Consider the following 20,169-nt stretch of genomic DNA (forward strand, 5'->3'; position numbering starts at 1 on the left):
GTTGACCGAGCCGAACGGGTTTTGCTGGTGCAATGGCGTGCGTTCTGATAACATAACGCCCCTTTATTCAGGGAAGGGTCGACATGGCCAATGCTTGCGGCGTCGATTTCGGCACGTCAAATTCCACGGTAGGCTGGGCACGTCCCGGGCAGAGCACCATGCTCGGCCTGGAAGATGGCAAGACGACCTTACCGTCCGTCGTCTTCTTCAATGCGGAAGACGAGGAAGTCAGCTTTGGCCGCGCGGCGCTGGCCGGCTATCTGGCCGGTTACGAGGGGCGTCTGATGCGCTCGCTGAAGAGCTTGCTGGGCACCAGCCTCATCGATGGGCAGACGGAAGTGGGCGGCCGCGCCTTGCCGTTCCGTATGTTGCTGGCGCAATTCATTGGTGAAGTGAAACGCCGTGCCGAGCAGTCCGCCGGCCGCGAATTCTCGTCCGCCGTGTTCGGCCGTCCCGTCTTCTTTATCGACGACAATGCGCAGGCCGACCAGCTGGCGCAGGACACCCTGGCCGAAGTGGCCCGCTCCGTCGGCTTCAAGGACGTCGCCTTCCAGTTCGAGCCGATCGCCGCCGCCTTCGATTACGAGTCGCAGATCGCCAAGGAAGAGCTGGTGCTGATCGCCGACATCGGCGGCGGTACTTCCGACTTTTCGCTGGTGCGCCTGTCGCCCGAGCGGGCGAAAAAGGCCGAGCGCCGCGACGACATCCTCGCCACGGGCGGCGTGCACATCGGCGGCACGGACTTCGATAAGTACCTGAGCCTGTCTTCCGTCATGCCCCTGCTCGGCTATGGCAGCCGCCTGCACAACAATAGCGAAGTGCCGTCCAGCTATTATTTCAACCTGGCGACCTGGCACACGATCAACCTGGCCTACACCAAGAAAATCTGGGTGCAGCTGGCCGACGTGTGCCGCGATGCGCGTGAGCAAGACAAAGTGAAACGGCTGCAAACGCTGATCGACGAGCGTGCCGGCCACTGGCTGGCCATGAAAGTGGAAGAGGGCAAGATTGCCCTGTCCGACGCGGCCGAAGTGCAGCTGGAGCTGGACCGTTTGTCGCCCGCGCAAAGCCTGTTGCTCAAACGCACGCAATTCGACGACGCCATCGGCCACCTGTGCGGTTCCGTGGAAGAAACCGTGCTGCGGCTGCTGCGCGACGCGGGCGTGGCGCCGGAAGCCGTCGACACCGTGTTCTTCACGGGCGGCTCGTCCGGCGTGCGCTTGCTGCGCGAAAAGATCGCCGCCCTGGTGCCGGCCGCGCGCAAGGTCGAAGGCGATTTGTTCGGCAGCATCGGTGCGGGCCTCGCGCTGGACGCCGTGCGCAAGTTCGGCTGATAAAATGTGCATGGCGGCGTTGCCGCGCCTTGACGTACTAGTGTACTGTCTGCGACGCGGCGCCTTGCCCTGCGCATTTTATCGATACACCCACTGTCGCACCCACGAAAGAGCGCTCCATGAATGTGTTTGACAAACCGATCGTCATGATCGACTTCGAGACGACCGGCTTGTCTCCCGACATGGGTGACCGCATCACGGAAGTGGCGGCCTTGCGTATCGAGGGCGGGCAGATCACGGACCGCTATGTGACCCTGATCAACTGCAATGCGCGCATTCCCTCGTTCATCACGGGCTTGACAGGCATCACGCAGGCCATGGTGGACAAGGCGCCGCCCGTGGCCGAGGTCGTGCCGCGGTTGCTGGATTTCATCGGCAGCGATGCCTTGTCGGCGCACAATGCCAGCTTCGATGAGAAATTCCTGCGCGCGGAAAGCGCCAGGCTGAACCTGACGCCGGCGCACCAGTCGCTCGTGTGTTCCTTGAAACTGTCGCGCCGCGTGTTTCCCGGCATGGCCAGCTACAAGCTGGGCTTGCTGTCGAGCCAGCTGGGCATCGCCTTCAAGAGCGCCGCCCACAGGGCCGAGTCCGATGCGGAAGTGGCGGCGCAAGTGCTGATCCATATCGGCCGGCATTTGCGCAGCAGCTACGGCATCGCCGATGTCGACGCCGACCTGCTGGTGTCGCTGAACAAGCTGGCTGCCGCCAAGGTGCCGCAATTCCTGCAGAAGCACCCATCACGCCGCTGATCGGCGTGCCGCATTCAAGCGGGCTCATCAAAACGATATAATTTTGTTATTTTATTTGAGCCTGCTCAAGTCCTTTTCCCGCATCGAATTTAAAATTTAAGCAACACACGATTTCGCCGCCCTGGGCCGCCGTTTTGCGCGTGCTGCCGGCAAGCGCAATGTGGATGGGGGCGCACATGGACAAGCACCATACTGCCAGAGATAGTCACGAAGCGTATATCTGGTTCCGCACGGCTGCCGAGCAGGGCAATGCCTACGCCCAGTTCAACCTGGGATTAATGTACAAGAAGGGCGAGGGCGTGGCGCAGGACGATGCGCGCGCCTTTGTCTGGCTACGCCTGGCCGCGCTGCAAGGCCTGGCTTTCGCGCAGAACCACCTGGGCGCCCTGTATTACCACGGCCGCGGCGTGGCGCAGAGCGACGAAGACGCCGTGCTGTGGTTCCGCCGCGCGGCTGCCCAGGGCGATGCCTCGGCCCAGCAAAACCTGGGGCAGATGTACCGCAAGGGGCGGGGCGTGCTGCAGAGCGACGAGCTGGCCCTGGCGTGGTTTTACCGCGCCTCCGAACAGGGCGTGGCCAGTGCGCAATCCCTGCTGGGAGAAGCCTATGCGCAAGGGATGGGCGCGAAGAAGAACGATGCGCTGGCCCTGGCCTGGTTCCGCAAGGCCGCCTTGCAGGGCGACGCGCAGGCGCAGCTGAACCTGGGGCTCGTCTACAAGCGGGGCCAGGGCGTGGCGCAAAGCGACGCGCAGGCGCTGGCCTGGTTCCGCCAGGCCGCCGCCCAGGGCCTGGCCGTGGCGCAGCGGCAACTCGGCGTGGCGTATGCGGAAGGCCTGGGCGTAGTGCCCGACCAGTTGCGCGCCTACGCCTGGCTGCAGCGGGCGGCCGAGCAGGATGACGCCGACGCCCAGTTCAACCTGGGCCTGATGCTGGCGCGCGGCCAGGGCGTTGACCGGGACGAGGCGCGCGCCGTCGTCTGGTACCGGCGTGCCGCGATGCAAGGCCATTGCATGGCGCAATACAATCTGGGCGGCATGTTTGCGGGCGGGCGCGGCGTCGCCCGCGACTTGCGCCAGGCGCTGGACTGGTATGCGAAGGCGGCGGCCCAGGGCGCGTCGAATGCGCAGTTCAATCTGGGCGTGATGTATGCCAATGGCCAGGGCGTGGAGCGCGACGAGGTGTGCGCCGTGCGCTGGTACCGCACGGCGGCCGAGCAGGGCGATGCCAGCGCGCAAAACAACCTGGGCGTCATGTATGCGAACGGCCACGGCGTGCCGCAAGACGATGGCCTGGCCGTGCAATGGTATGCGCGCGCGGCCGGCCAGGGCCATGCGCTGGCGCAGTACAACCTGGGCGGCATGTATAACAGCGGGCGCGGCGTGGAAAAGGATCCCGTCTGCGGCTACATGTGGCTGGCGCTGGCGGCCGAGGGCGGCGACAGCGGAGCGGCCAGGGCGCGGGAAGCGGCGGCCGCCAGGCTGGAGCCGGCACAGCTGGAAGAGGCGCAGCGGCGCATGCGGCAATGGCACCAGGTGCGCTCGCCGCCGCTGCCGCCGCCCGACTGAAGCACCTGCACCGTGCGCGCAGGGAGGCGCGCTGCATGCGATAATTGCCGAAGAGCATGTCGCGAAGGCGGCGCGGTTTTCGGCACAGTGAAAGGTGGAGCATGGTAAGGCAGGCAGGCGAGGATGCATCCGAGCAAAAAGTCATCGACGACATCGCCACGCATGGCTGGCATGGCGTGCACATCGGTGCTGACGAAGAAGGTCCCGGCTATGCTTTTACCATAGGCGCCGGCCACAGCTTCGGCCAGCCTGAATTCCTCATCATGGGCTTGCCGCGTTCCATGGCCCACCAGATACTCGACGTGGCGTTCGATGCCGTGCGCAGCGGTGCCATCACGGATTTTACGGTCACCACGGACGCCTTGCTGGACTGCCATCCGTGTGCCTTCGTGCGCGTGCCCGTCGAGCAATACCGCAACTATGTCGGCTATGCGCGCTGGTATTACCAGGGCGATGATTTTACCGTGTACCAGATCGTCTGGCCGTCGCGCGATGGCCATTTCCCGTGGCAGGCGCAAGCGAGCGTGCAGTATGTGGAGAGCCAGCCCCTGCTGGGACCGGCGCCGCCTGCCGCATGACGGCAGGCACCTCCGTCTGCATTATGACCGGCACGGCCACCCTGTGCGTGTTCGATCCGGCCCTCCTGCGCCACAAGCTCGACGATGACTGCGACTGGTGGAGCATTCCCAGCGCGGAACTGGCGGCCGTGAATGCGGGCCAGGCGGCGTTTTTCAACGTGGGCGGCGACGGCGCGTATGACGTGGTTTTGCACGGGGAACTTGCCGAGCCGCATGCGAGCGTGCACCTGGCCGTGGTCTCGGGCCGCGTCTTCATCGGCGCAGGGGAAGATGTCACGGGCGGCGGCCTGGAGCCGGACACGGCATACGGCGGCCTGTTCGTGGACGTGCCGGCGGGCAGCTACCGCGTGCAGGCGCGCCGCGATGGCGCACACGTCAGCCTGGCATTCGTGCCTGATGCGCGCAGCAGCAATGGGTTTGCCGACCTCGTGCGTATTTGATGCGCCGTTGAACCTTGGCTAGGCATCCATGTGCGCCACGGCCGCGCCTTGCCGCCGGTCCAGGAACAGGCTGTTGCCGTGGATTTTCTTCGCCTGTTTCTTCGCTTCCGCCGCCTGCGTGGCGATCTGGTGGTGCGTGTAGTACTGGTGCGCCTCGACCTTGATCGCGCCCAGCGACAGGCTGATCAAGGAATAAAACACTTTCTTGCCTTGCCGGTCTTCGCTAAGGTAACCGCCCCGTTCGCAGTCGCTGCTGCTGTAGTAGGCGGGGATGGCGGCCGCGAAGTCGTCCAGCATGGCCTGGCAGCGCCTTTCCCAGTCTTCGCTCTGGAACAAAATCATGAAATCGTCGCCGCCGATGTGGCCGATGAAGTCGCGGTTCGGGTCGCAATGGCCGCTGAGGATTTCTCCGGTCAGCTGGATCACGTCGTCGCCCTTGCGGTAGCCGTACACATCGTTGAAGGGCTTGAAGTGGTCGAGGTCGCAATAGCAGACCCAGAAACGGCTGCCGCTGTGCAATAAGCGGTCGATATGTTCGTTGATGGGCACGTTGCCGGGCAGTTGCGTGAGCGGGTTGGCGTAGCGGGCCGCGTTGATCTGCATCTGCGTGATTTCGCGCATCAAGTCGTGGCCCGTGCCCATGCCCAGGTAGCAGCCGTGTTCGGTGATGATGAAGCCGTTGAACAGGTGGTGGGCATCGGACTGCACCATGGTGTAGCTGAGTTCCTGCAAGCTCGTCTCGTGGTCGGCGATCAACGGCGTGGCATCCATGAACAGGCTGCACGATTTCTTGCCATACAGTTCGCGCTGGTAGGGGCGGGCGAAGTGGTCGATCATTTCGAAGCGGCTGATCAGGCCCAGCGGCACGCCGTCGTCGACGACGGGGATGATCATCAGCTTCGGTTCCTTCAGGAAGATGTCGTACACCTCGTTATTATTGAGTTGCGGCGAGACGGCCGCCACCCGGTGCAGCAGCTTGCGGATGGTGGCGCCGTTCTTTTCCAGGCTGCTGCGCTGCGGATACACGGCCACGCCGTTGCGTCCCAGCGCCTGCACCACTTCGGCGGGCAGGGCGCGCGCCGGCACCGCGTTGGGCCGGCCCAGGTGATAACCCTGGCCGAACGCCACGCCCAGGTCGCGCAAGACCAGCAATTCCGTCTGCGCCTCGATGCCTTCGGCGATCACCAGGGTGCCCGATTTTTCCGCGATTTCCTGGATCGAGCGCACGAACTGCAGTTTCACGGGGTCGTTGTTGATGCCCTGGATGAAATGCATGTCGATCTTCACGTATTCCGGCCGCAGTTCCGACCACAGGCGCAGGCTGGAAAAGCCTTCGCCCAGGTCGTCGATGGCGATCTGGAAACCCATGTTGCGGTAATGCAGCACCGCTTCGCGCATCAGCTCGTAGTCATAGGTGGGCTGGTTTTCCGTCAGTTCGATGATGACCCGGTCCGGATTGATGCCGATGTGCTCGATGTATTCCAAGGTTTCGCCATGGCGCGCATTGCGCAGCAGCAGGCATTCCGGGCTGACGTTGAGAAACAGTTTTCCTGGCAGCTGCAGTTCGGCAAAGCGCTCGAGCACCACTTGCCGGCACAGGTGTTCCACTTCCAGGGTCAGGTCATGCGCGCGCGCCACCTTGAACAGATTCATCGGCGCGTGCAGCGGGCTGTCGGACGGCCCCCGTATCAAGCCTTCGTAGCCGATGATGTCGCCGCTGTGCATGTGGATGATGGGCTGGAACAGCGCGCTGAGCTTGCGGCCCGCCAATATCTCGTGCAAGGCATCCGTCCCTTCGATGGTCATGCTGGCCGATGGCGGCTTCAGATAAGCCACGTTCGATGGCATCGCGGGGACCGGCGCGGCGGTGGCGGAAGGGAGGGCGAGAGTGTACATAGGCGGATGTGGCGGCAGGGCCTCTGGACGGGCCATGAACATGTTGCCGATAGTAAAGAAGATTTATGACAGCTTGATGAAACGACTTTTCTTTTGATAATGTTTCTTGTATGAACGTCAGTTTGCCGATTCTATCGAAAGCGAGATTTATCATGGCAATCCAGCTAAATTTGCCAAACAAAAGATGGCAAATCCATCGGATAACTGTGCTTTAAAAGTGGCAATCCGCGCTATGATTTCTCTTGGCGAAAGTCAACATGGGCAGCCGCCGTGTGTGTGCGGCCTGCTTTCCTCGACATCCAACAATGAGACAAACAACCCATGCAATTACGTAGTGCAACCCTCATATGCAGCTTGCTGGCCGCTTTCGGTGGCAATGCCCTGGCACAATCCTGCCCGGCCGGCGATGGCGCCCCCGTGACGTATCCGGTCAGCAAAAAAGTCGACCAGCAAGACAGCTATTTCGGCACCACCATCGCCGACCCTTACCGCTGGCTGGAAGATGCCAACAGCGCGGAAACGGGCGCATGGGTCGCGGCGCAAAACAAGCTGACGCAATCGTACCTGGGCACCATCCCCGAGCGCGCCGCGATCAAGCAGCGCCTGACCAAGCTGTGGAATTATGAGCGTTTCACTACGCCAACCAAGCAGGGCGGCCGCTACTTCTACAGCCGCAACGACGGCTTGCAGAACCAGGCCGTGCTGTACACGGTGAAAAAGCTGACGGACGAACCGCGCCTGCTGCTGGACCCGAACACCCTGTCGACGGACGGCACGGTGGCGCTGGCCGGCACCTCGATCAGCCCGAACGGCAAGTACCTGGCCTACGCCACGTCCGCCTCCGGTTCCGACTGGAACGAGTGGAAAGTGCGCGACATCGAATCGGGCAAGGATTTGACGGACCACATCAAGTGGGCCAAATTCTCGGGCGCTTCGTGGACCAAGGACAACACCGGTTTCTTCTACAGCCGCTATGACGCGCCGAATGAGGCAACCAAGCTGGCCGATATCAATTACTTCCAGAAACTGTATTTCCACAAGATCGGCACGCCGCAAAGCGACGATGTGCTCGTCTTCGACCGTCCCGACCAGAAGGAATGGGCGTTCGGCGGCAGCACCGTCAGCGACGACGGCAATTATTTGATCATCACGGCCACGCAGGGCACGGAACGCAAGAATCGCGTTTTTTATAAGGACTTGCGCCAGAAGAACGCCAAGGTCGTGGGCTTGCTGGAAGAGTTCGACGCATCGTACTCGTTCATCGACAATGACGGTCCCGTCTTCTTCTTCAAGACGGACAACAAGGCGCCAAAATCGCGCGTGATCGCCATCGATACGCGCAAACCTGCGCCCGCCGACTGGAAAGAGATCGTGCCGCAAAGCGCGGAAACCCTGGTCGCCGTCAACCTGATCAACAACCAGCTGGTGCTCGACTACTTGAAAGATGCGCAAACGCAAATCAAGATCGTCGATCTGAACGGCAAGCTGGTGCGCGAAGTGGCCTTGCCGGGCATCGGTTCGGCCGGCGGTTTCGCGGGCAAGCGTGGCGACACGGAAACGTTTTATTCGTTCACCAGCTTCACCACGCCGGCGACCATCTACCGCTACGACATGAAATCGGGCAAGAGCACGGTGTATCGCCAGCCAAAGGTCGATTTCGACCCGAACGCCTTTGAAACGCGCCAGCAATTCTTCACCAGCCGCGACGGCACCAAGGTGCCGATGTTCATCGTCTCGAAAAAAGGCATGAAGCTCGATGGCACGAACCCGACCTATCTGTACGGCTATGGCGGCTTCAATATTTCGCTCACGCCTAGCTTCTCCGTGGCGAATCTTGCCTGGGTGGAAATGGGCGGCGTCTACGTGATGGCCAACCTGCGCGGCGGCGGAGAATACGGCGAAGCGTGGCACCAGGCTGGCACCAAGCTGAACAAGCAAAACGTGTTCGACGATTTCATCGGCGCGGCGCAATGGCTGGTGGACAACAAGGTCACCTCGCCATCGAAGCTGGCGATCGGCGGCGGCAGCAATGGCGGCCTGCTGGTCGGTGCGGCCATGACGCAGCGTCCGGACCTGTTCGCCGCAGCGATTCCGCAGGTGGGCGTGCTCGACATGCTGCGTTTCCACAAGTTCACCGTGGGCTGGGGCTGGGTGCCTGACTACGGTTCGTCGGACGATGCCGAGCAATTCAAGGCGCTGGTGAAATACTCGCCGCTGCACAACCTGAAGGCGGGCGGCTGCTATCCGGCCACCATGATCACGACGGCCGACCATGACGACCGCGTCGTGCCGGCCCACAGCTTCAAGTTTGCCGCCGCTGCCCAGGCAGCGCAAGGCGGCCCGGCACCCGTGCTGATCCGCATCGACAGCAAGGCGGGCCATGGCGCCGGCAAGCCGACGACCAAGCAGATCGAAGAAGTGGCCGATCGCTGGGGCTTCCTCAGCCGTTCGCTGAAGATGACGCCGGCAGTGGCGGAGCCGGCCAAGGTGGCGGCGCAGTAAAACCAGGTAGGTCGGATTAGCGCGGCATCGCCGTGCGTAATCCGACACCACCTGTCATGTCAGCACGATGTCGGATTACGCGGCGTGCCGCCGCTAATCCGACCTACGCTGGCCTGCTTCCGTCATCCTCGCCAGCAGTCCCTCCCCGAACACCGCCTGAAACGGCAAATCCTTGCGCTGCGCGTAGCCGATGTAGCAATCGCACTTGAAGCGCGGGCAGCTGCGTTCCTGCAGCATGTCTTCCAGCGCATCCACGTACAGATTCCCCAGCCGCTCGGGCACGAAATGGCAGCGCGCCAGTTCGCCGTCGCCATCGACGGACAGCGACGCCTCGCCCGCCAGGCACGGTTTGCCGCGCGAGGGAGACGGGCGCCGGTTTTGCGCGAACCACGGATCGATGGCGTCCAGTTCGGCCAGGTCTTGTTCGCTGTAGTAGCCGGGGCCGCGGCGGTCATAGGCGTTCAGCCACAGATAGACATGGGCAGGCAGCGCTGCGCGCAGGGCGCGGATGGCGTCCAGGTGCTCGTTCATGGCGACCACGCCGACCGAATAGCGCACGCCCATGGCATCGAGCCGCGCGCAGCGGGCGAGAAAGCGGGCCAGGGTCGTCTGGTCCGGGTGGTAGGTGCACCACAGGCCGATTTTCTCCAGCCCGTCCATGTTCTCCAGCCAGTCCAGGGGGCCGGACAGATTCGTTTGCAGCGCCACCTGGCGCACGTGGGGCAGCGCCGCCAGTGTCTGCATCGCGCTCCGGTAGTGACGCCGCACCAGCGCTTCGCCCCACGGCGTGAACAGCACGCTGATGTTCCGGTCTTGCGCCGCCACCCAGCTGGTAAAGCGCGCCACTTCGCGCGCGTCGCGGGCCAGCGCGGCGCGGCTGTCGCGCTTCTTGGCGAACGGGCAGTAGCCGCAGGCGTAGTTGCAGCTGGCCAGCGTGCCCCGGTACAGCAGGGACAGCGCGCCCGCTTGCGCGAAACCCGGCGGCGCTGTCAGCACGCCTGGCCGCCTTCGGCCATCAGCGCGCGCACCGTATCGGATGCCAGCCAGGGGCCGATGGTGTCGGCGTAGCTGTAGCCCCGGTCATTCAGGCGCAGCAGCGGGCCGTCTTCTTCCACCAACTCCAGCGCGTGCAGCTCGGCCAGCTGCGGCAAATCTGCTTCGCAGCGGGAGCCGAAGCGCGCCGCGTAGGCGTCGCGGTCGAGGCCCGGTTCGGTCAGCAGCGACTGGATCACGTAGCGCCGGCGCTGTTCTTCGTCATCAAGCTGATAACCGTGTTCGGCCTGCGCAAAACGCGCTTCATCGAGTGCCAGGTAGTTGTCGATGATGTTGATGGTATCAAGCCGCGCCACCGCGTACTCGCTCGAATAATGCAGGCGCGACGTGTAGGAGCGGGCGCCCGCGCCCAGGCCCACCATGCCATCGTTCTGGCAGCAGTACGAAGGACCATTCTGTTCCGGCGCATGGGGGGCGCGGAACATGCGCATCGAGACCTGCTCGTAGCCCTGCGCGCGCAAATGGTCGCGCGCCGCCGCGTACAGGGCCAGACGGCTGTCGCCATCGCGCGCCAGCATGATGGGGTGGAGCGACTCCGCGCCCTGGCGGCGCGCCACTTTTCCAAGACCCGTCTGTTCGCGCACGTACAGCGGGTACAGATAGAGCTCCTCGGGCCGGAAGGCCAGCGCGCTGTCGATGGACGCGTGCAGGCTGGCGACGGTCTGTCCCGCGATACCGTAGATCAGGTCCAGGTTCAGGGTGGGAAAGCCGGCCGCGCGTATCAGGCCGATGGCGTGATGGACGGTGGCGTTTTGCTGGGGGCGGGCCAGTGCGCGCATTTCGCCGGCGGCAAAGCTCTGGATGCCCAGGCTGACGCGGTCGATGCCATGCGCGCGGCACACGGCCAGCCGTTCCGCCGTGATGGTTTCGGGCGAGGCCTCGATGCCGGCCGGCGTGTGCTGCAGGTCGATGCCGAGGATGTCGCGCGCGCCGCACAGCAGGGTGTCGAGCTGCGCGGGCGACAGATAGGTGGGCGTGCCGCCGCCCAGCGCGAAGCGGGCAAAGCGCCGTTCGCCCAGCGCGCCGTTGAGTGCGCGCATCTGCACCAGCACTTGCTGCACGTAGCGCTCGACCATGTCCGCGCTGGGGCGGGCCATGGCGAACAGGTTGCAAAAGCCGCAGCGCATCTCGCAGAACGGGATGTGGATGTAGGCGAAGAGGGCGGAGCGGTCCTGCTGCGCCCACAGTGGCGCCAGCGGCGCCGCCTGCGGCAAGGCGCGGTAGGCGGCCTTGTGCGGATACGAATAGGAATATGCCTGGTAGGGCGTGTGGCGCATGCGCTGCGCCAGGGTGCCCGGCTGTTCGGATGGATTCACGGTGCGGCTCCCTTGGAATGCGGTGGTAAAGAATCAATGAAAAAGTGCGCGTAAGGTACGTTCCACACGCTGTCGTGGGCGACCCTGTGGCCCCGGTAGCCGTCTTCGCCATACGCGCTGCCGTGATCCGAGCAGACGATGGCAAACGTGGGCGCGCGCGCGGCGCAGGCGGCGAACAGCGGCGCCAGCGCGCCATCGACATAGCGCAGGGCGGCAGCGTGGCTGTCGAGGTTGTCGGCGCGGCAGCCGGGCAGGTAGGCGCGGTTCGGCGTATGCAGCGCGCTGACATTGATGAACAGGAAGGTGCGCTGTGCGTTGTCGGCCAGCAGGCGGGTGGCCAGCGCCACCTGTTTTTCGGTCGAATGGCGGCCGGCCACGCCCATGCCCGCGCTCCAGTGGCTTTCCTGGAACAGCGAGGGCAGCACGGAGCCCAGCGCCGTCTGTTTGTTAAAGAAGCCCACGCCGCCGACGCAGATGGTGCGGTAGCCGCGCGCGGCCAGCGCGGCGGGAAGGTCGGCCTCTTCAAACGCAAAGGTATGCGGCGACGTCGTTTCGCTGCCCGCAAAGGCGGAAGCGAACAGGCGCGGATGGCGGCCCGGCGCGGCCGGCGTGGGCAGAAAGCCCGCGAAGAAGGCTTGGTGTGCCGCATAGGTAAACGTGGCGGGCGAGTGGCGCCGTTCCCAGCCGCCTGGCGGTAAAAAGCGCCCCAGCACGGGCAGTTCGCCCGCCTCGTACAGCGCTTGCGCGACGTCGTAGCGCAGGGTGTCGAGCGTGATGAAGACGATGTCGTGGCTGCCGACGACGGCGTGCATGTCGGGGATGGTCGGTGTTTCTTTAAGCATGGGCCAGTTGCGCCGTGTATGTATCGATGCCTTGCCACAGAAGGCCGGGCAGCAGGTCGCCGAAGGCGTTCGCCTCGAGCACGTGGGCCTGGCCGTGGCGCACCACGAGGTCGTAGCCCGTCACGTGGCTGGCCGGGAAGGCGCGGGCGGCCAGGGCTGCGGTGTCTTCCAGCGCGGCCAGATCGGCTGCGTTCAAGAGGCCGGACGCGTCGCCGCGCCGGTTGTCGAGGTGCAGATTCGTCATCATGCGGTCGCCGATGCGCGCCACGCGGTGCGCGGGCTGGCCCGCCACGGTCACGACTCTGAGGTCGTAATGGCTGTCGCCGCAGCGCGGTTTGTTCAGCCACGCCTCCGCGTACAGTTCCTGTGCGGCCAGCGCGTCGACGAGGGCCGCGATGTCGCCGGTGGTCTCGTAGCGCGCCATGCGCTTGACGTTGAACAGGCGCGTCCGGCCTTCCGCCCGCGACAAGGCGGCCGACGTGGTGGCTTGCTGGCGTCCGGCGCTGTTCCGACGGTAGGCGACGACGCCCGATGCGGACGAGCCGTAGCGCGGTTTTAAATAGAGGCGGTCCAGGTCGTGCTGGTGCAGCAGCGACTGCAGATGCTCGTAGCCGTGCACGGGCCCCAGCAAGGCAGGAATCGGCACGCCGTGCGCGGCCAGGTGGCGCTGGCACGCCAGCTTGTCCGTCATGCGGCTGATTTCGCCCGGCGCATTGAAGACGCGCGTTTGCGGCAGCTCAAGCAATTGCGCCGCGAGGGCAGTCATGGCGGAAGTAAAACCGGCAAACCAGGCATCCATGGCCAGCAGTTCGCCGTGTTCGGGCGCGGCGACCGGCGGACGCTCCAGCAGCCTGCAGCCCGCCTGCAGCAACAGCAAATGGGCGGCGGTATCGTCGCCGGGCGGTTCGATCTTCAGCAGGCCAGGCTGGCGTAATGCGTGCTCCAGCAGCGCGGGCTGCGCCAGCCAGTCGCGCCATTCCAGCACCTGCGCGGGCGGCAGGCGCAGTTGCGCGCGCGCCGCCTGCATCAGGCGCACGCGTTTGCTGCCCTGTGTCGCCAGCAGGGTGAGATGCGTGTGCAAAGAGTGAATTCGCTTATTCTCCGACGGCCACGTAACGGTAGCTTTCGCCGTCGTCCTCGTCCGCTTCCTGCGGGTCGTCCAGCACCACTTCGAAGGGCAGCGCCTTCAGTTTCGCCTGGTTTTCTTCCGAGATGTAATGGTGCGACAGGTCCAGGCGCTTCAGGTTGCCCAGCTGCGTGTGATTGAGCACGGCCACGGCGCCCAGGTCGCCGATGGTGCCCAGCGACAGGTCCAGCGTGTCGAGCTGCGCCACCAGCGGTTCCTCGGCCAGCCAGACGGCCAGGTCGTCGGCGATTTCCGCGTCGCGCAAGCCCAGGTATTTCAGCGTCGGCACGGTCAGCTGCGCCAGCACCTTGCGGTACAGGTCCACGTCGCCCGAGAAGCCATAGTCGTCCGTGCCCAGCCACAGTTCCAGGTGTTCCAGCTGCGGCATGCTCGATTGCGCCAGCGCTTCGGCGATCTTTTGATCGAGGCCGCCCGCTTCGATGGTGAAGCGGCGCAGGTGCTGGTGCGCGAACGGCTCGATGACGAGTTCATTGCCGCCGCGGATGCGCAGCTCTTCCAGCAGCGGGAAGGCATCGAGCAGGGGCTTGTAGCTGCCTTGCACGATCCACGAGATTTCGCATTCCTCGTAGGTCATGTCGCCGATGAACAGGGCGCGCAGCTTCGGCAACTGCGGCGCGTGGGCGATCAGCGCGGCCATCACCTCGTCGGCGCCCGATTCGTACGGGTCGCCCCACATGCCGATGATCAACGCTTCGAGCGCGCCCTTGTCGGCCTTGTCGAGGAAGCCCGCGATCAGTTCATCCATCTTGCGCTCGTCGTCGTATTCGAGCGACAGGCGGTAGACGATGCCGGGCGAGGCGTCGAACGGCAGGTCCGGGTCGTACTGGACGACTTTCTTGTCGTGGAAGGTGGTGGTGCTGTCGGAAATGGTCATCGCTGTGGCTCCGTGTAGGCGGTGGAGGCCTGGATGCCGCGCGCAGTGTGGCGGAGGGACGAGCCGGGATGTGCCGCGACGCTCTGCGAAGACATCCAGGCCTGGAAATCTTGTCTATACTAAAATCTTAGCATAGCCATATGGACATATTGCGCACTGCTGGCGGCGCCTACCTGTGGATGACTACGAGCAGGGCCTTGCCCTCGGTCTTGCCCAGGTTGCGTATCGTATGCGGCTGATCCGCCGGATAGCGCGCCGTGCCGCCATTCTTGACCTTTTTCTTCGCCGTACCCACTTCCAGCTCCAGGTTGCCGTGGATCACCGTCAAATGCTCGGTGGTGCCCGGGTCGTGCGGCTGCGAGGCCAGTTCGCCACCGGGCGCCAGGGTCACTTCATACCATTCGTATTTGCCAGCCAGTTCCATCGGCCCCAGGATGCGCAGCACGTAGCCAGCGTGGTCGCCGGGCAGGGTGGGGGTTTCGTGGGCATCCGTGATGCGGATGGTTTCGACGGCTTTTTCCGCGCTCGACAGCAATTCGCCGATCTGCACGCCCAGGGCGTTGGCCAGGCGCCACGTGATGGCGATGGTGGGATTGGCTTTTTCGCGCTCGATCTGAGACAGCATGGACTTCGAGACGCCCGCGATGCGCGACAAATCCTCGAGTGTCAGGCCGCGCGCCAGGCGCAGCCGTTGCAGGGTGGCACCCACTTCAGGGGGAGAATTGGTCGAAACGCTGGTTTTCATCGGCAGGTGGCTTGCAAAGTTCAAAAGGCTTGGGTAATATCCACTATATTGAATTTTGGTTCGAAATAGTGGATTTTGAAGGAAATCACGGAAACGTGTAGACTTCAAACAGCGCTTCACGGTACAGCATACCGCGCGCACCGGTCAAGCGACGGCTTTTCCCCTATGGCGGCCAATACAACACGCATACAACAGGGACACACAAGGATCATCATGAGCGAGCAAGCGAAGAACACCTTTTTCAGCGGTCTGCAACAGAATCTCGATCAACTGCGCCAGCAGGGCTTGTACAAGCCCGAGCGCGTGATCGCCTCGCGCCAGGGCGCTGAAGTGGTGTGCGACGATGGCCGTACCCTGATCAATATGTGTGCGAATAACTACCTGGGCCTGTCCGGCGACCTGCAGACGCAGGAAGCGTCTATTGCCGCCACGCAAAAATACGGCTACGGCCTTTCGTCCGTGCGCTTTATCTGCGGCACGCAAACCGTACATAAAGAACTGGAACAGGCGATTTCGGCCTTCCTGGGCACCGAGGACACGATTTTGTACGCGGCCGCCTTCGACGCCAACGGCGGCGTGTTCGAGCCCCTGTTCGATGAAAACGACGCCATTATCTCGGATGCGCTGAACCACGCTTCCATCATCGACGGCATCCGCCTGTGCAAGGCCGGCCGCTACCGGTATGCGCACAACGACATGGCCGACCTGGAAGTGCAGCTGCAAGCGGCGATTGCCGCCGGCAAGCGCCATAAAGTCATCGTCACGGACGGCGTCTTCTCGATGGATGGCACGATTGCGCAACTCGACAAGATCTGCGACCTGGCCGACAAGTATGGCGCGCTGGTGATGATCGACGAATGCCACGCTTCCGGCTTCATGGGCGCGACGGGCCGTGGCACGCACGAGCACCACAATGTGATGGGCCGCATCGACATCATCACGGGCACCCTGGGCAAGGCCCTGGGCGGCGCCATGGGCGGCTTTACCTCGGCGCGCAAGGAAGTCATCGACACCCTGCGCCAGAAATCGCGCCCCTACCTGTTCTCGAACACCCTGGCGCCTTCGATCGCCGGCGCTTCGCTGTCGGTGCTGGAGCGCCTGGCCAAGTCGACGGAACTGCGCGACCGCCTGCATGACAACACGGCGTTCTTCCGCAGCGAGATCGAACGCATCGGCTTTACCATCAAGCCGGGCACCCATCCGGTGGTTCCCGTGATGCTGTTCGACGCGCCCGTGGCACAGAAATTCGCCGCCCGCCTGTATGAACTGGGCGTGCTGGTGACGGGCTTCTTCTACCCGGTCGTGCCGATGGGCCAGGCCAGGGTGCGCGTGCAGCTGTCCGCCGCGCATACCCGCGAGCAGCTGGTGCAGGTGCTGGCCGCCTTCGAACAGGCCGGCAAGGAACTGGGTCTGCTGACCACCACTACCACGACCAATTAACAAGAATTCAGGAAAATAGCATGGAACGCATCTTAGTCATTGGCGCAAACGGCCAAATCGGTAGTGAACTGGTTGGCGCGCTGGCGCAGCAGCACGGCCCGGACAACGTCATCGCCAGCGACATCGGCACGAACAATCTGTACCAGGCCAAGCGCTACGCGCAGCTGAATGTGCTGGACAAGGACGGCCTGGCGAAAATCATCGCCGACGAGAACATCACCCAGGTGTACCAGTTGGCGGCCATGCTGTCGGCCACGGGCGAAGCGGCCCCGTTGAAGGCGTGGAGCCTGAACATGGATGGCTTGCTCAATATCCTGGAACTGGCGCGCGAGCGGGGCGAAGCGGGCAAGCCGCTGCGCATCTTCTGGCCATCGTCGATCGCCGCCTTCGGCCCGAACACGCCGCAGGTGAACACCCCGCAAATGACGGTGATGGACCCGACCTCGATGTACGGCATCAGCAAGCTGGCCGGCGAGCGCCTGTGCGAGTACTACTTCAACAAGTATGGCGTGGACGTGCGCAGCATCCGCTACCCTGGCATCATCAGCTACAAGTCGCCTCCGGGCGGCGGCACCACCGATTACGCGATCGCCATCTTCCATGCGGCCTTGCGCGGCGAGCGCTATGACTGCTTCCTCGATGCGAACACCACGCTGCCGATGATCTACATGCCCGACGCCATCCGCGCCACCATCGAACTGATGGACGCGCCGGCGGCATCGATCAAGATCCGTTCGTCCTACAATGTGGCGGGCGTGTCATTCAACCCCGAGCAGCTGGCGAAAGCCATCGTGCGCATGGTCCCCGATTTCAAGATCAGCTACAAGCCGGACAGCCGCCAGGCCATCGCCGACAGCTGGCCGCAAAGCCTGGACGACAGCAAGGCCAGCGCGGACTGGGGCTGGAAGGCGCAGATCGGCGTCGAGCAGATGGTCACGGATATGCTGGCCAATGTCGATGCGGGGCAGGCGGCCAAGGCGGCCTGAATTCAGCACCGGCATTTATAAAAACATACTATATAAAGAGACACTACATGGATATGAGCGTATTTGACCTGTTCAAGATCGGCATCGGGCCGTCGAGTTCCCACACGGTGGGGCCGATGGTGGCGGCGCGGCGTTTTCTGGTCGAATACGGTCCGCTGGACCAGGTGGTGGGTGTCGAGGCGGCCCTGTATGGCTCGCTGGCGCTGACGGGCGTGGGCCATGCCACGGACAAGGCCGTCATTCTTGGCTTGATGGGCGAAACGCCGCAGGATGTGGCACCCGACGAAGTCGACAGCAAGCTGGCCGCCATCGAGGCGGCCGGAGAAATCGCGCTGCTGGGCACGCACGTGGTGCCGTTCACCGCCGCCACGGGTCTGGTCTGGCACAAGAGCGAATCGCTGCCCGAGCACCCGAACGGCATGCGCTTTACGTTGAAGCTGGCGGACGGCAGCCGCGTCGACAAGGTGTATTACTCGATCGGCGGCGGCTTTATCCGCGAGGCCGGAGAAGCTCAAACCTCGGCCCAGGCCGAAGCCGCCGTGGGATCGGCCGCTGCTGCCCGCGTCGTCTTCCCCTTCGATACCATGGAGCAGTTGCTGGCGCATGGCGTGGAAAGCGGCCTGTCGATCCCTGAAATGCTGCGCGCGAACGAGTGCGTCAAGCGCAGCGACGAGGAATTGAACGCGGGCCTGGACCGCATCTGGCACGTCATGCGCGACTGCATCGCGCACGGGCTGGAAACGACGGGCAACCTGCCGGGCGGCTTGAACGTCAAGCGCCGCGCCGCCAAACTATGGCGATTGGCGCAGGAGGCGAAGGCGTCGGACAACCGCGCCAACGACTTGCCGCACGACGCCGTGCACCTGGTCAGCCTGTACGCGATGGCCGTCAACGAGGAAAACGCGGCCGGCGGGCGCGTGGTGACGGCGCCGACCAATGGCGCCGCCGGCATCATCCCGGCCGTGCTGCGCTACTATGCGCAGGATTGCCGCCCCAGCGATCCCGTCGGCGGCGTGCGCCGCTTCATGCTGACGGCAGCGGCCATCGGCATGCTGTGCAAACGCAATGCCTCGATCTCGGGCGCCGAAGTGGGTTGCCAGGGCGAAGTGGGCGTGGCCTGCGCCATGGCGGCGGCCGGCCTGGTGGCGGCTTTGGGCGGCACGAATGAGCAGATCGAAAACGCGGCCGAAATCGGCATCGAACACCACCTGGGCATGACGTGCGACCCCATCGGCGGCCTGGTGCAGATCCCGTGCATCGAACGCAACGGCATGGGCGCCGTGAAAGCGATCACGGCCGCCTCGCTGGCGCTGAAGGGCGACGGCACGCACTTCGTCAGCCTCGACGAAGTCATCGAAACCATGCGCCAGACGGGCGCGGACATGCAGGACAAGTACAAGGAAACGTCCTTGGGCGGCCTGGCCGTTCACGTGATTACCGTCAATCACGCGGCTTGTTGAGGACGACGCGATAAACCTACTGCGCAGCCCACTCTCGCGTCGGCGTTGCTCGCTGTACCCTGGTACAGCTGCGCTACTTAACGCGATATCGGGCTTGCTCGCTACGGTTTCTCGCGCCGCCGCGACGTCCCGTGCGATTCCTTAAAATCGTGTCGTCGGCGTAGGTCGGCTTAGCCCGCAGGGCGTAAGCCGACATCCTCCCCACAGCCAATAAGCTCACTCCTCCTCAAACAACTGCTCCAGCCTCCGCGGGTAGTGATTCAAGAAATCGCGCGTCACGGCATAGTGTTCCGTGTCTTCATACGCCACTTCATGGATGCCGCCGCCCGTAAACATCAGGATTTTCGCATTCGGGTAGGCAAGCAGAATCGGCGAGTGGGTGGCGATGATCAGCTGCGAGTCGTCCTGCACCAGCTGGTGGATCACCGATAATGCCGCCATCTGGCGGCTGGGCGAGAGGGCCGCCTCGGGTTCGTCCAGCAGATACAGTCCCTTGCCCCGCAGCTTGTTGATCAGGGTCGCCATGAACGCTTCGCCGTGCGATTGCGCGTGCAGCGACGTGCCGCCGTAGCTGCCCAGGTATTCGGGCATCTCGTCCATATAGGTGGCGACGTTGAAAAAACTTTCGGCGCGCAAAAAATAACTGTCGTCCGGTTTCTTGTAGCTCTTGCTCAGGCGCAAGTGTGCGTGCAAGCCCGATTCCTCGTCCGAGGGCAGGGCGATGCGCACGTTGCGCGTGCCGCCATCCTTGCCGAAGCCCAGCCCCACGGCCAGCGCCTCGAGCATGGTCGACTTGCCGCTGCCATTTTCGCCCACGAAGAACGTCACGTCGGGGTGGAAGTCCATGTGCACGAAGTCGCGGATGGCGGGGATGGTGAACGGATAGTGATCAAGGTCGACGATGGCGTCGTGGCGCAGCGCGGCGCTTTGCAGATACGGTTTTTTACTCAGCGACATGACCGCTTCCATGAATGGCCGCAATGCGGCCGACAAATACGAGTGTGGCGCAAATCAGGCGCATGCGCCAGTACGCGTGCCCATCTTTATGCGGGGCGTTGATCTCGCCATAAGAAATTTCCAAAATGCAATGTTTTTTCCTGTGCCTGGCGCTGCTGTTTGACAACAGGGACGGGGGCCAGGACGGCTGCGTGCGCATGCGATTCGCCTTGGGGGGCGGCTGGCACTATAATATCCGCTGCCATTCATGATAAACCGCACTCAGCTCAACTGGACTCTTCAAAT

The 20,169-nt window shown here is 63.7% G+C and carries 18 protein-coding genes; 9 read left to right on the forward strand and 9 right to left on the reverse strand.

Annotated features, from left to right (window positions below; all coding sequences use genetic code 11):
- Window positions 1-83 precede the first annotated feature (83 nt).
- The 5 genes from ACQ4WQ_RS09960 (at window position 84) to ACQ4WQ_RS09980 (ending at window position 4,666) form a co-directional block, all read left to right on the forward strand.
- Window positions 84-1,334: an Hsp70 family protein gene (locus ACQ4WQ_RS09960; protein ID WP_099408317.1), complete on the forward strand. Its 1,251-nt coding sequence runs from the start codon at window positions 84-86 to the stop codon at window positions 1,332-1,334.
- Between the two features lie 119 nt (window positions 1,335-1,453).
- Window positions 1,454-2,083 carry a 3'-5' exonuclease gene (locus ACQ4WQ_RS09965; RefSeq protein ID WP_289905161.1) on the forward strand — a complete coding sequence of 210 codons (630 nt, stop codon included), beginning with the start codon at window positions 1,454-1,456 and terminating at the stop codon, window positions 2,081-2,083.
- Between the two features lie 176 nt (window positions 2,084-2,259).
- On the forward strand, window positions 2,260-3,648 hold the full coding sequence (locus tag ACQ4WQ_RS09970) for a tetratricopeptide repeat protein (protein WP_436496629.1): 1,389 nt from the start codon (window positions 2,260-2,262) through the stop codon (window positions 3,646-3,648).
- A 101-nt stretch (window positions 3,649-3,749) separates the two neighbouring features.
- The gene (locus tag ACQ4WQ_RS09975; RefSeq protein ID WP_436496631.1) at window positions 3,750-4,226 is read left to right on the forward strand and encodes a DUF4262 domain-containing protein; all 477 of its coding nucleotides are present in this window, start codon (window positions 3,750-3,752) and stop codon (window positions 4,224-4,226) included.
- On the forward strand, window positions 4,223-4,666 hold the full coding sequence (locus tag ACQ4WQ_RS09980) for a DUF6386 family protein (protein WP_436496633.1): 444 nt from the start codon (window positions 4,223-4,225) through the stop codon (window positions 4,664-4,666). The genes ACQ4WQ_RS09975 and ACQ4WQ_RS09980 overlap by 4 nt, the downstream gene beginning before the upstream one ends.
- 18 nt (window positions 4,667-4,684) lie before the next feature.
- Here the strand turns inward: ACQ4WQ_RS09980 and ACQ4WQ_RS09985 are convergent, their stop codons facing one another.
- A complete protein-coding gene (locus ACQ4WQ_RS09985) occupies window positions 4,685-6,472 on the reverse strand; it encodes a GGDEF domain-containing protein (protein ID WP_436497391.1) in 1,788 nt (595 codons plus the stop codon).
- 411 nt (window positions 6,473-6,883) lie between these two features.
- Here ACQ4WQ_RS09985 and ACQ4WQ_RS09990 point away from each other — a divergent pair, with 411 nt between their 5' ends.
- Window positions 6,884-9,064 (forward strand): prolyl oligopeptidase family serine peptidase, encoded by a 2,181-nt coding sequence (locus tag ACQ4WQ_RS09990; RefSeq protein ID WP_326456193.1) that lies wholly within the window; start codon window positions 6,884-6,886, stop codon window positions 9,062-9,064.
- 93 nt (window positions 9,065-9,157) lie between these two features.
- Here the strand turns inward: ACQ4WQ_RS09990 and ACQ4WQ_RS09995 are convergent, their stop codons facing one another.
- The 6 genes from ACQ4WQ_RS09995 to ACQ4WQ_RS10020 all read right to left on the reverse strand — a co-directional run bounded on the left by ACQ4WQ_RS09995 (window position 9,158) and on the right by ACQ4WQ_RS10020 (window position 15,041).
- A complete protein-coding gene (locus ACQ4WQ_RS09995; protein WP_436496635.1) occupies window positions 9,158-10,060 on the reverse strand; it encodes an STM4011 family radical SAM protein in 903 nt (300 codons plus the stop codon).
- Entirely contained in the window at window positions 10,054-11,433 is a 1,380-nt protein-coding gene (locus ACQ4WQ_RS10000) for an STM4012 family radical SAM protein (RefSeq protein WP_436496637.1), read from the reverse strand. Before ACQ4WQ_RS10000 ends, ACQ4WQ_RS09995 begins: the two co-directional genes overlap by 7 nt.
- Complete coding sequence (locus ACQ4WQ_RS10005) at window positions 11,430-12,275, reverse strand: STM4013/SEN3800 family hydrolase (RefSeq protein ID WP_436496639.1); 846 nt, start codon at window positions 12,273-12,275, stop codon at window positions 11,430-11,432. Before ACQ4WQ_RS10005 ends, ACQ4WQ_RS10000 begins: the two co-directional genes overlap by 4 nt.
- Window positions 12,268-13,356, reverse strand: coding sequence for an STM4014 family protein (locus tag ACQ4WQ_RS10010; protein WP_436496641.1), 1,089 nt, complete (start codon window positions 13,354-13,356; stop codon window positions 12,268-12,270). Before ACQ4WQ_RS10010 ends, ACQ4WQ_RS10005 begins: the two co-directional genes overlap by 8 nt.
- A 13-nt stretch (window positions 13,357-13,369) precedes the next feature.
- Window positions 13,370-14,296, reverse strand: coding sequence for an STM4015 family protein (locus tag ACQ4WQ_RS10015; protein WP_326456188.1), 927 nt, complete (start codon window positions 14,294-14,296; stop codon window positions 13,370-13,372).
- A gap of 169 nt (window positions 14,297-14,465) precedes the next feature.
- A complete protein-coding gene (locus ACQ4WQ_RS10020) occupies window positions 14,466-15,041 on the reverse strand; it encodes a helix-turn-helix domain-containing protein (RefSeq protein ID WP_034751403.1) in 576 nt (191 codons plus the stop codon).
- A gap of 213 nt (window positions 15,042-15,254) precedes the next feature.
- Here ACQ4WQ_RS10020 and kbl point away from each other — a divergent pair, with 213 nt between their 5' ends.
- The 3 genes from kbl to ACQ4WQ_RS10035 are packed head-to-tail and all read left to right on the forward strand — an operon-like array spanning window position 15,255 to window position 18,927.
- Window positions 15,255-16,481, forward strand: a complete 1,227-nt coding sequence (gene kbl / locus ACQ4WQ_RS10025; RefSeq protein ID WP_070218655.1) for a glycine C-acetyltransferase — start codon at window positions 15,255-15,257, stop codon at window positions 16,479-16,481.
- A 20-nt stretch (window positions 16,482-16,501) separates the two neighbouring features.
- A complete protein-coding gene (locus ACQ4WQ_RS10030; RefSeq protein ID WP_436496644.1) occupies window positions 16,502-17,467 on the forward strand; it encodes an NAD-dependent epimerase/dehydratase family protein in 966 nt (321 codons plus the stop codon).
- A gap of 47 nt (window positions 17,468-17,514) precedes the next feature.
- Window positions 17,515-18,927 carry an L-serine ammonia-lyase gene (locus ACQ4WQ_RS10035; RefSeq protein ID WP_436496646.1) on the forward strand — a complete coding sequence of 471 codons (1,413 nt, stop codon included), beginning with the start codon at window positions 17,515-17,517 and terminating at the stop codon, window positions 18,925-18,927.
- A gap of 216 nt (window positions 18,928-19,143) precedes the next feature.
- On the opposite strand, the gene ACQ4WQ_RS10040 is transcribed toward ACQ4WQ_RS10035, so the two are convergent.
- Both ACQ4WQ_RS10040 and ACQ4WQ_RS10045 read right to left on the reverse strand, forming a co-directional pair.
- Window positions 19,144-19,884 (reverse strand): AAA family ATPase, encoded by a 741-nt coding sequence (locus tag ACQ4WQ_RS10040; protein WP_436496648.1) that lies wholly within the window; start codon window positions 19,882-19,884, stop codon window positions 19,144-19,146.
- Window positions 19,871-20,083 carry a hypothetical protein gene (locus ACQ4WQ_RS10045; protein ID WP_436496650.1) on the reverse strand — a complete coding sequence of 71 codons (213 nt, stop codon included), beginning with the start codon at window positions 20,081-20,083 and terminating at the stop codon, window positions 19,871-19,873. Before ACQ4WQ_RS10045 ends, ACQ4WQ_RS10040 begins: the two co-directional genes overlap by 14 nt.
- Window positions 20,084-20,169 lie beyond the last annotated feature (86 nt).

Origin of the sequence: Janthinobacterium goodfellowi (genome assembly GCF_051380695.1) — a bacterium.
Classification (GTDB): domain Bacteria; phylum Pseudomonadota; class Gammaproteobacteria; order Burkholderiales; family Burkholderiaceae_D; genus Janthinobacterium.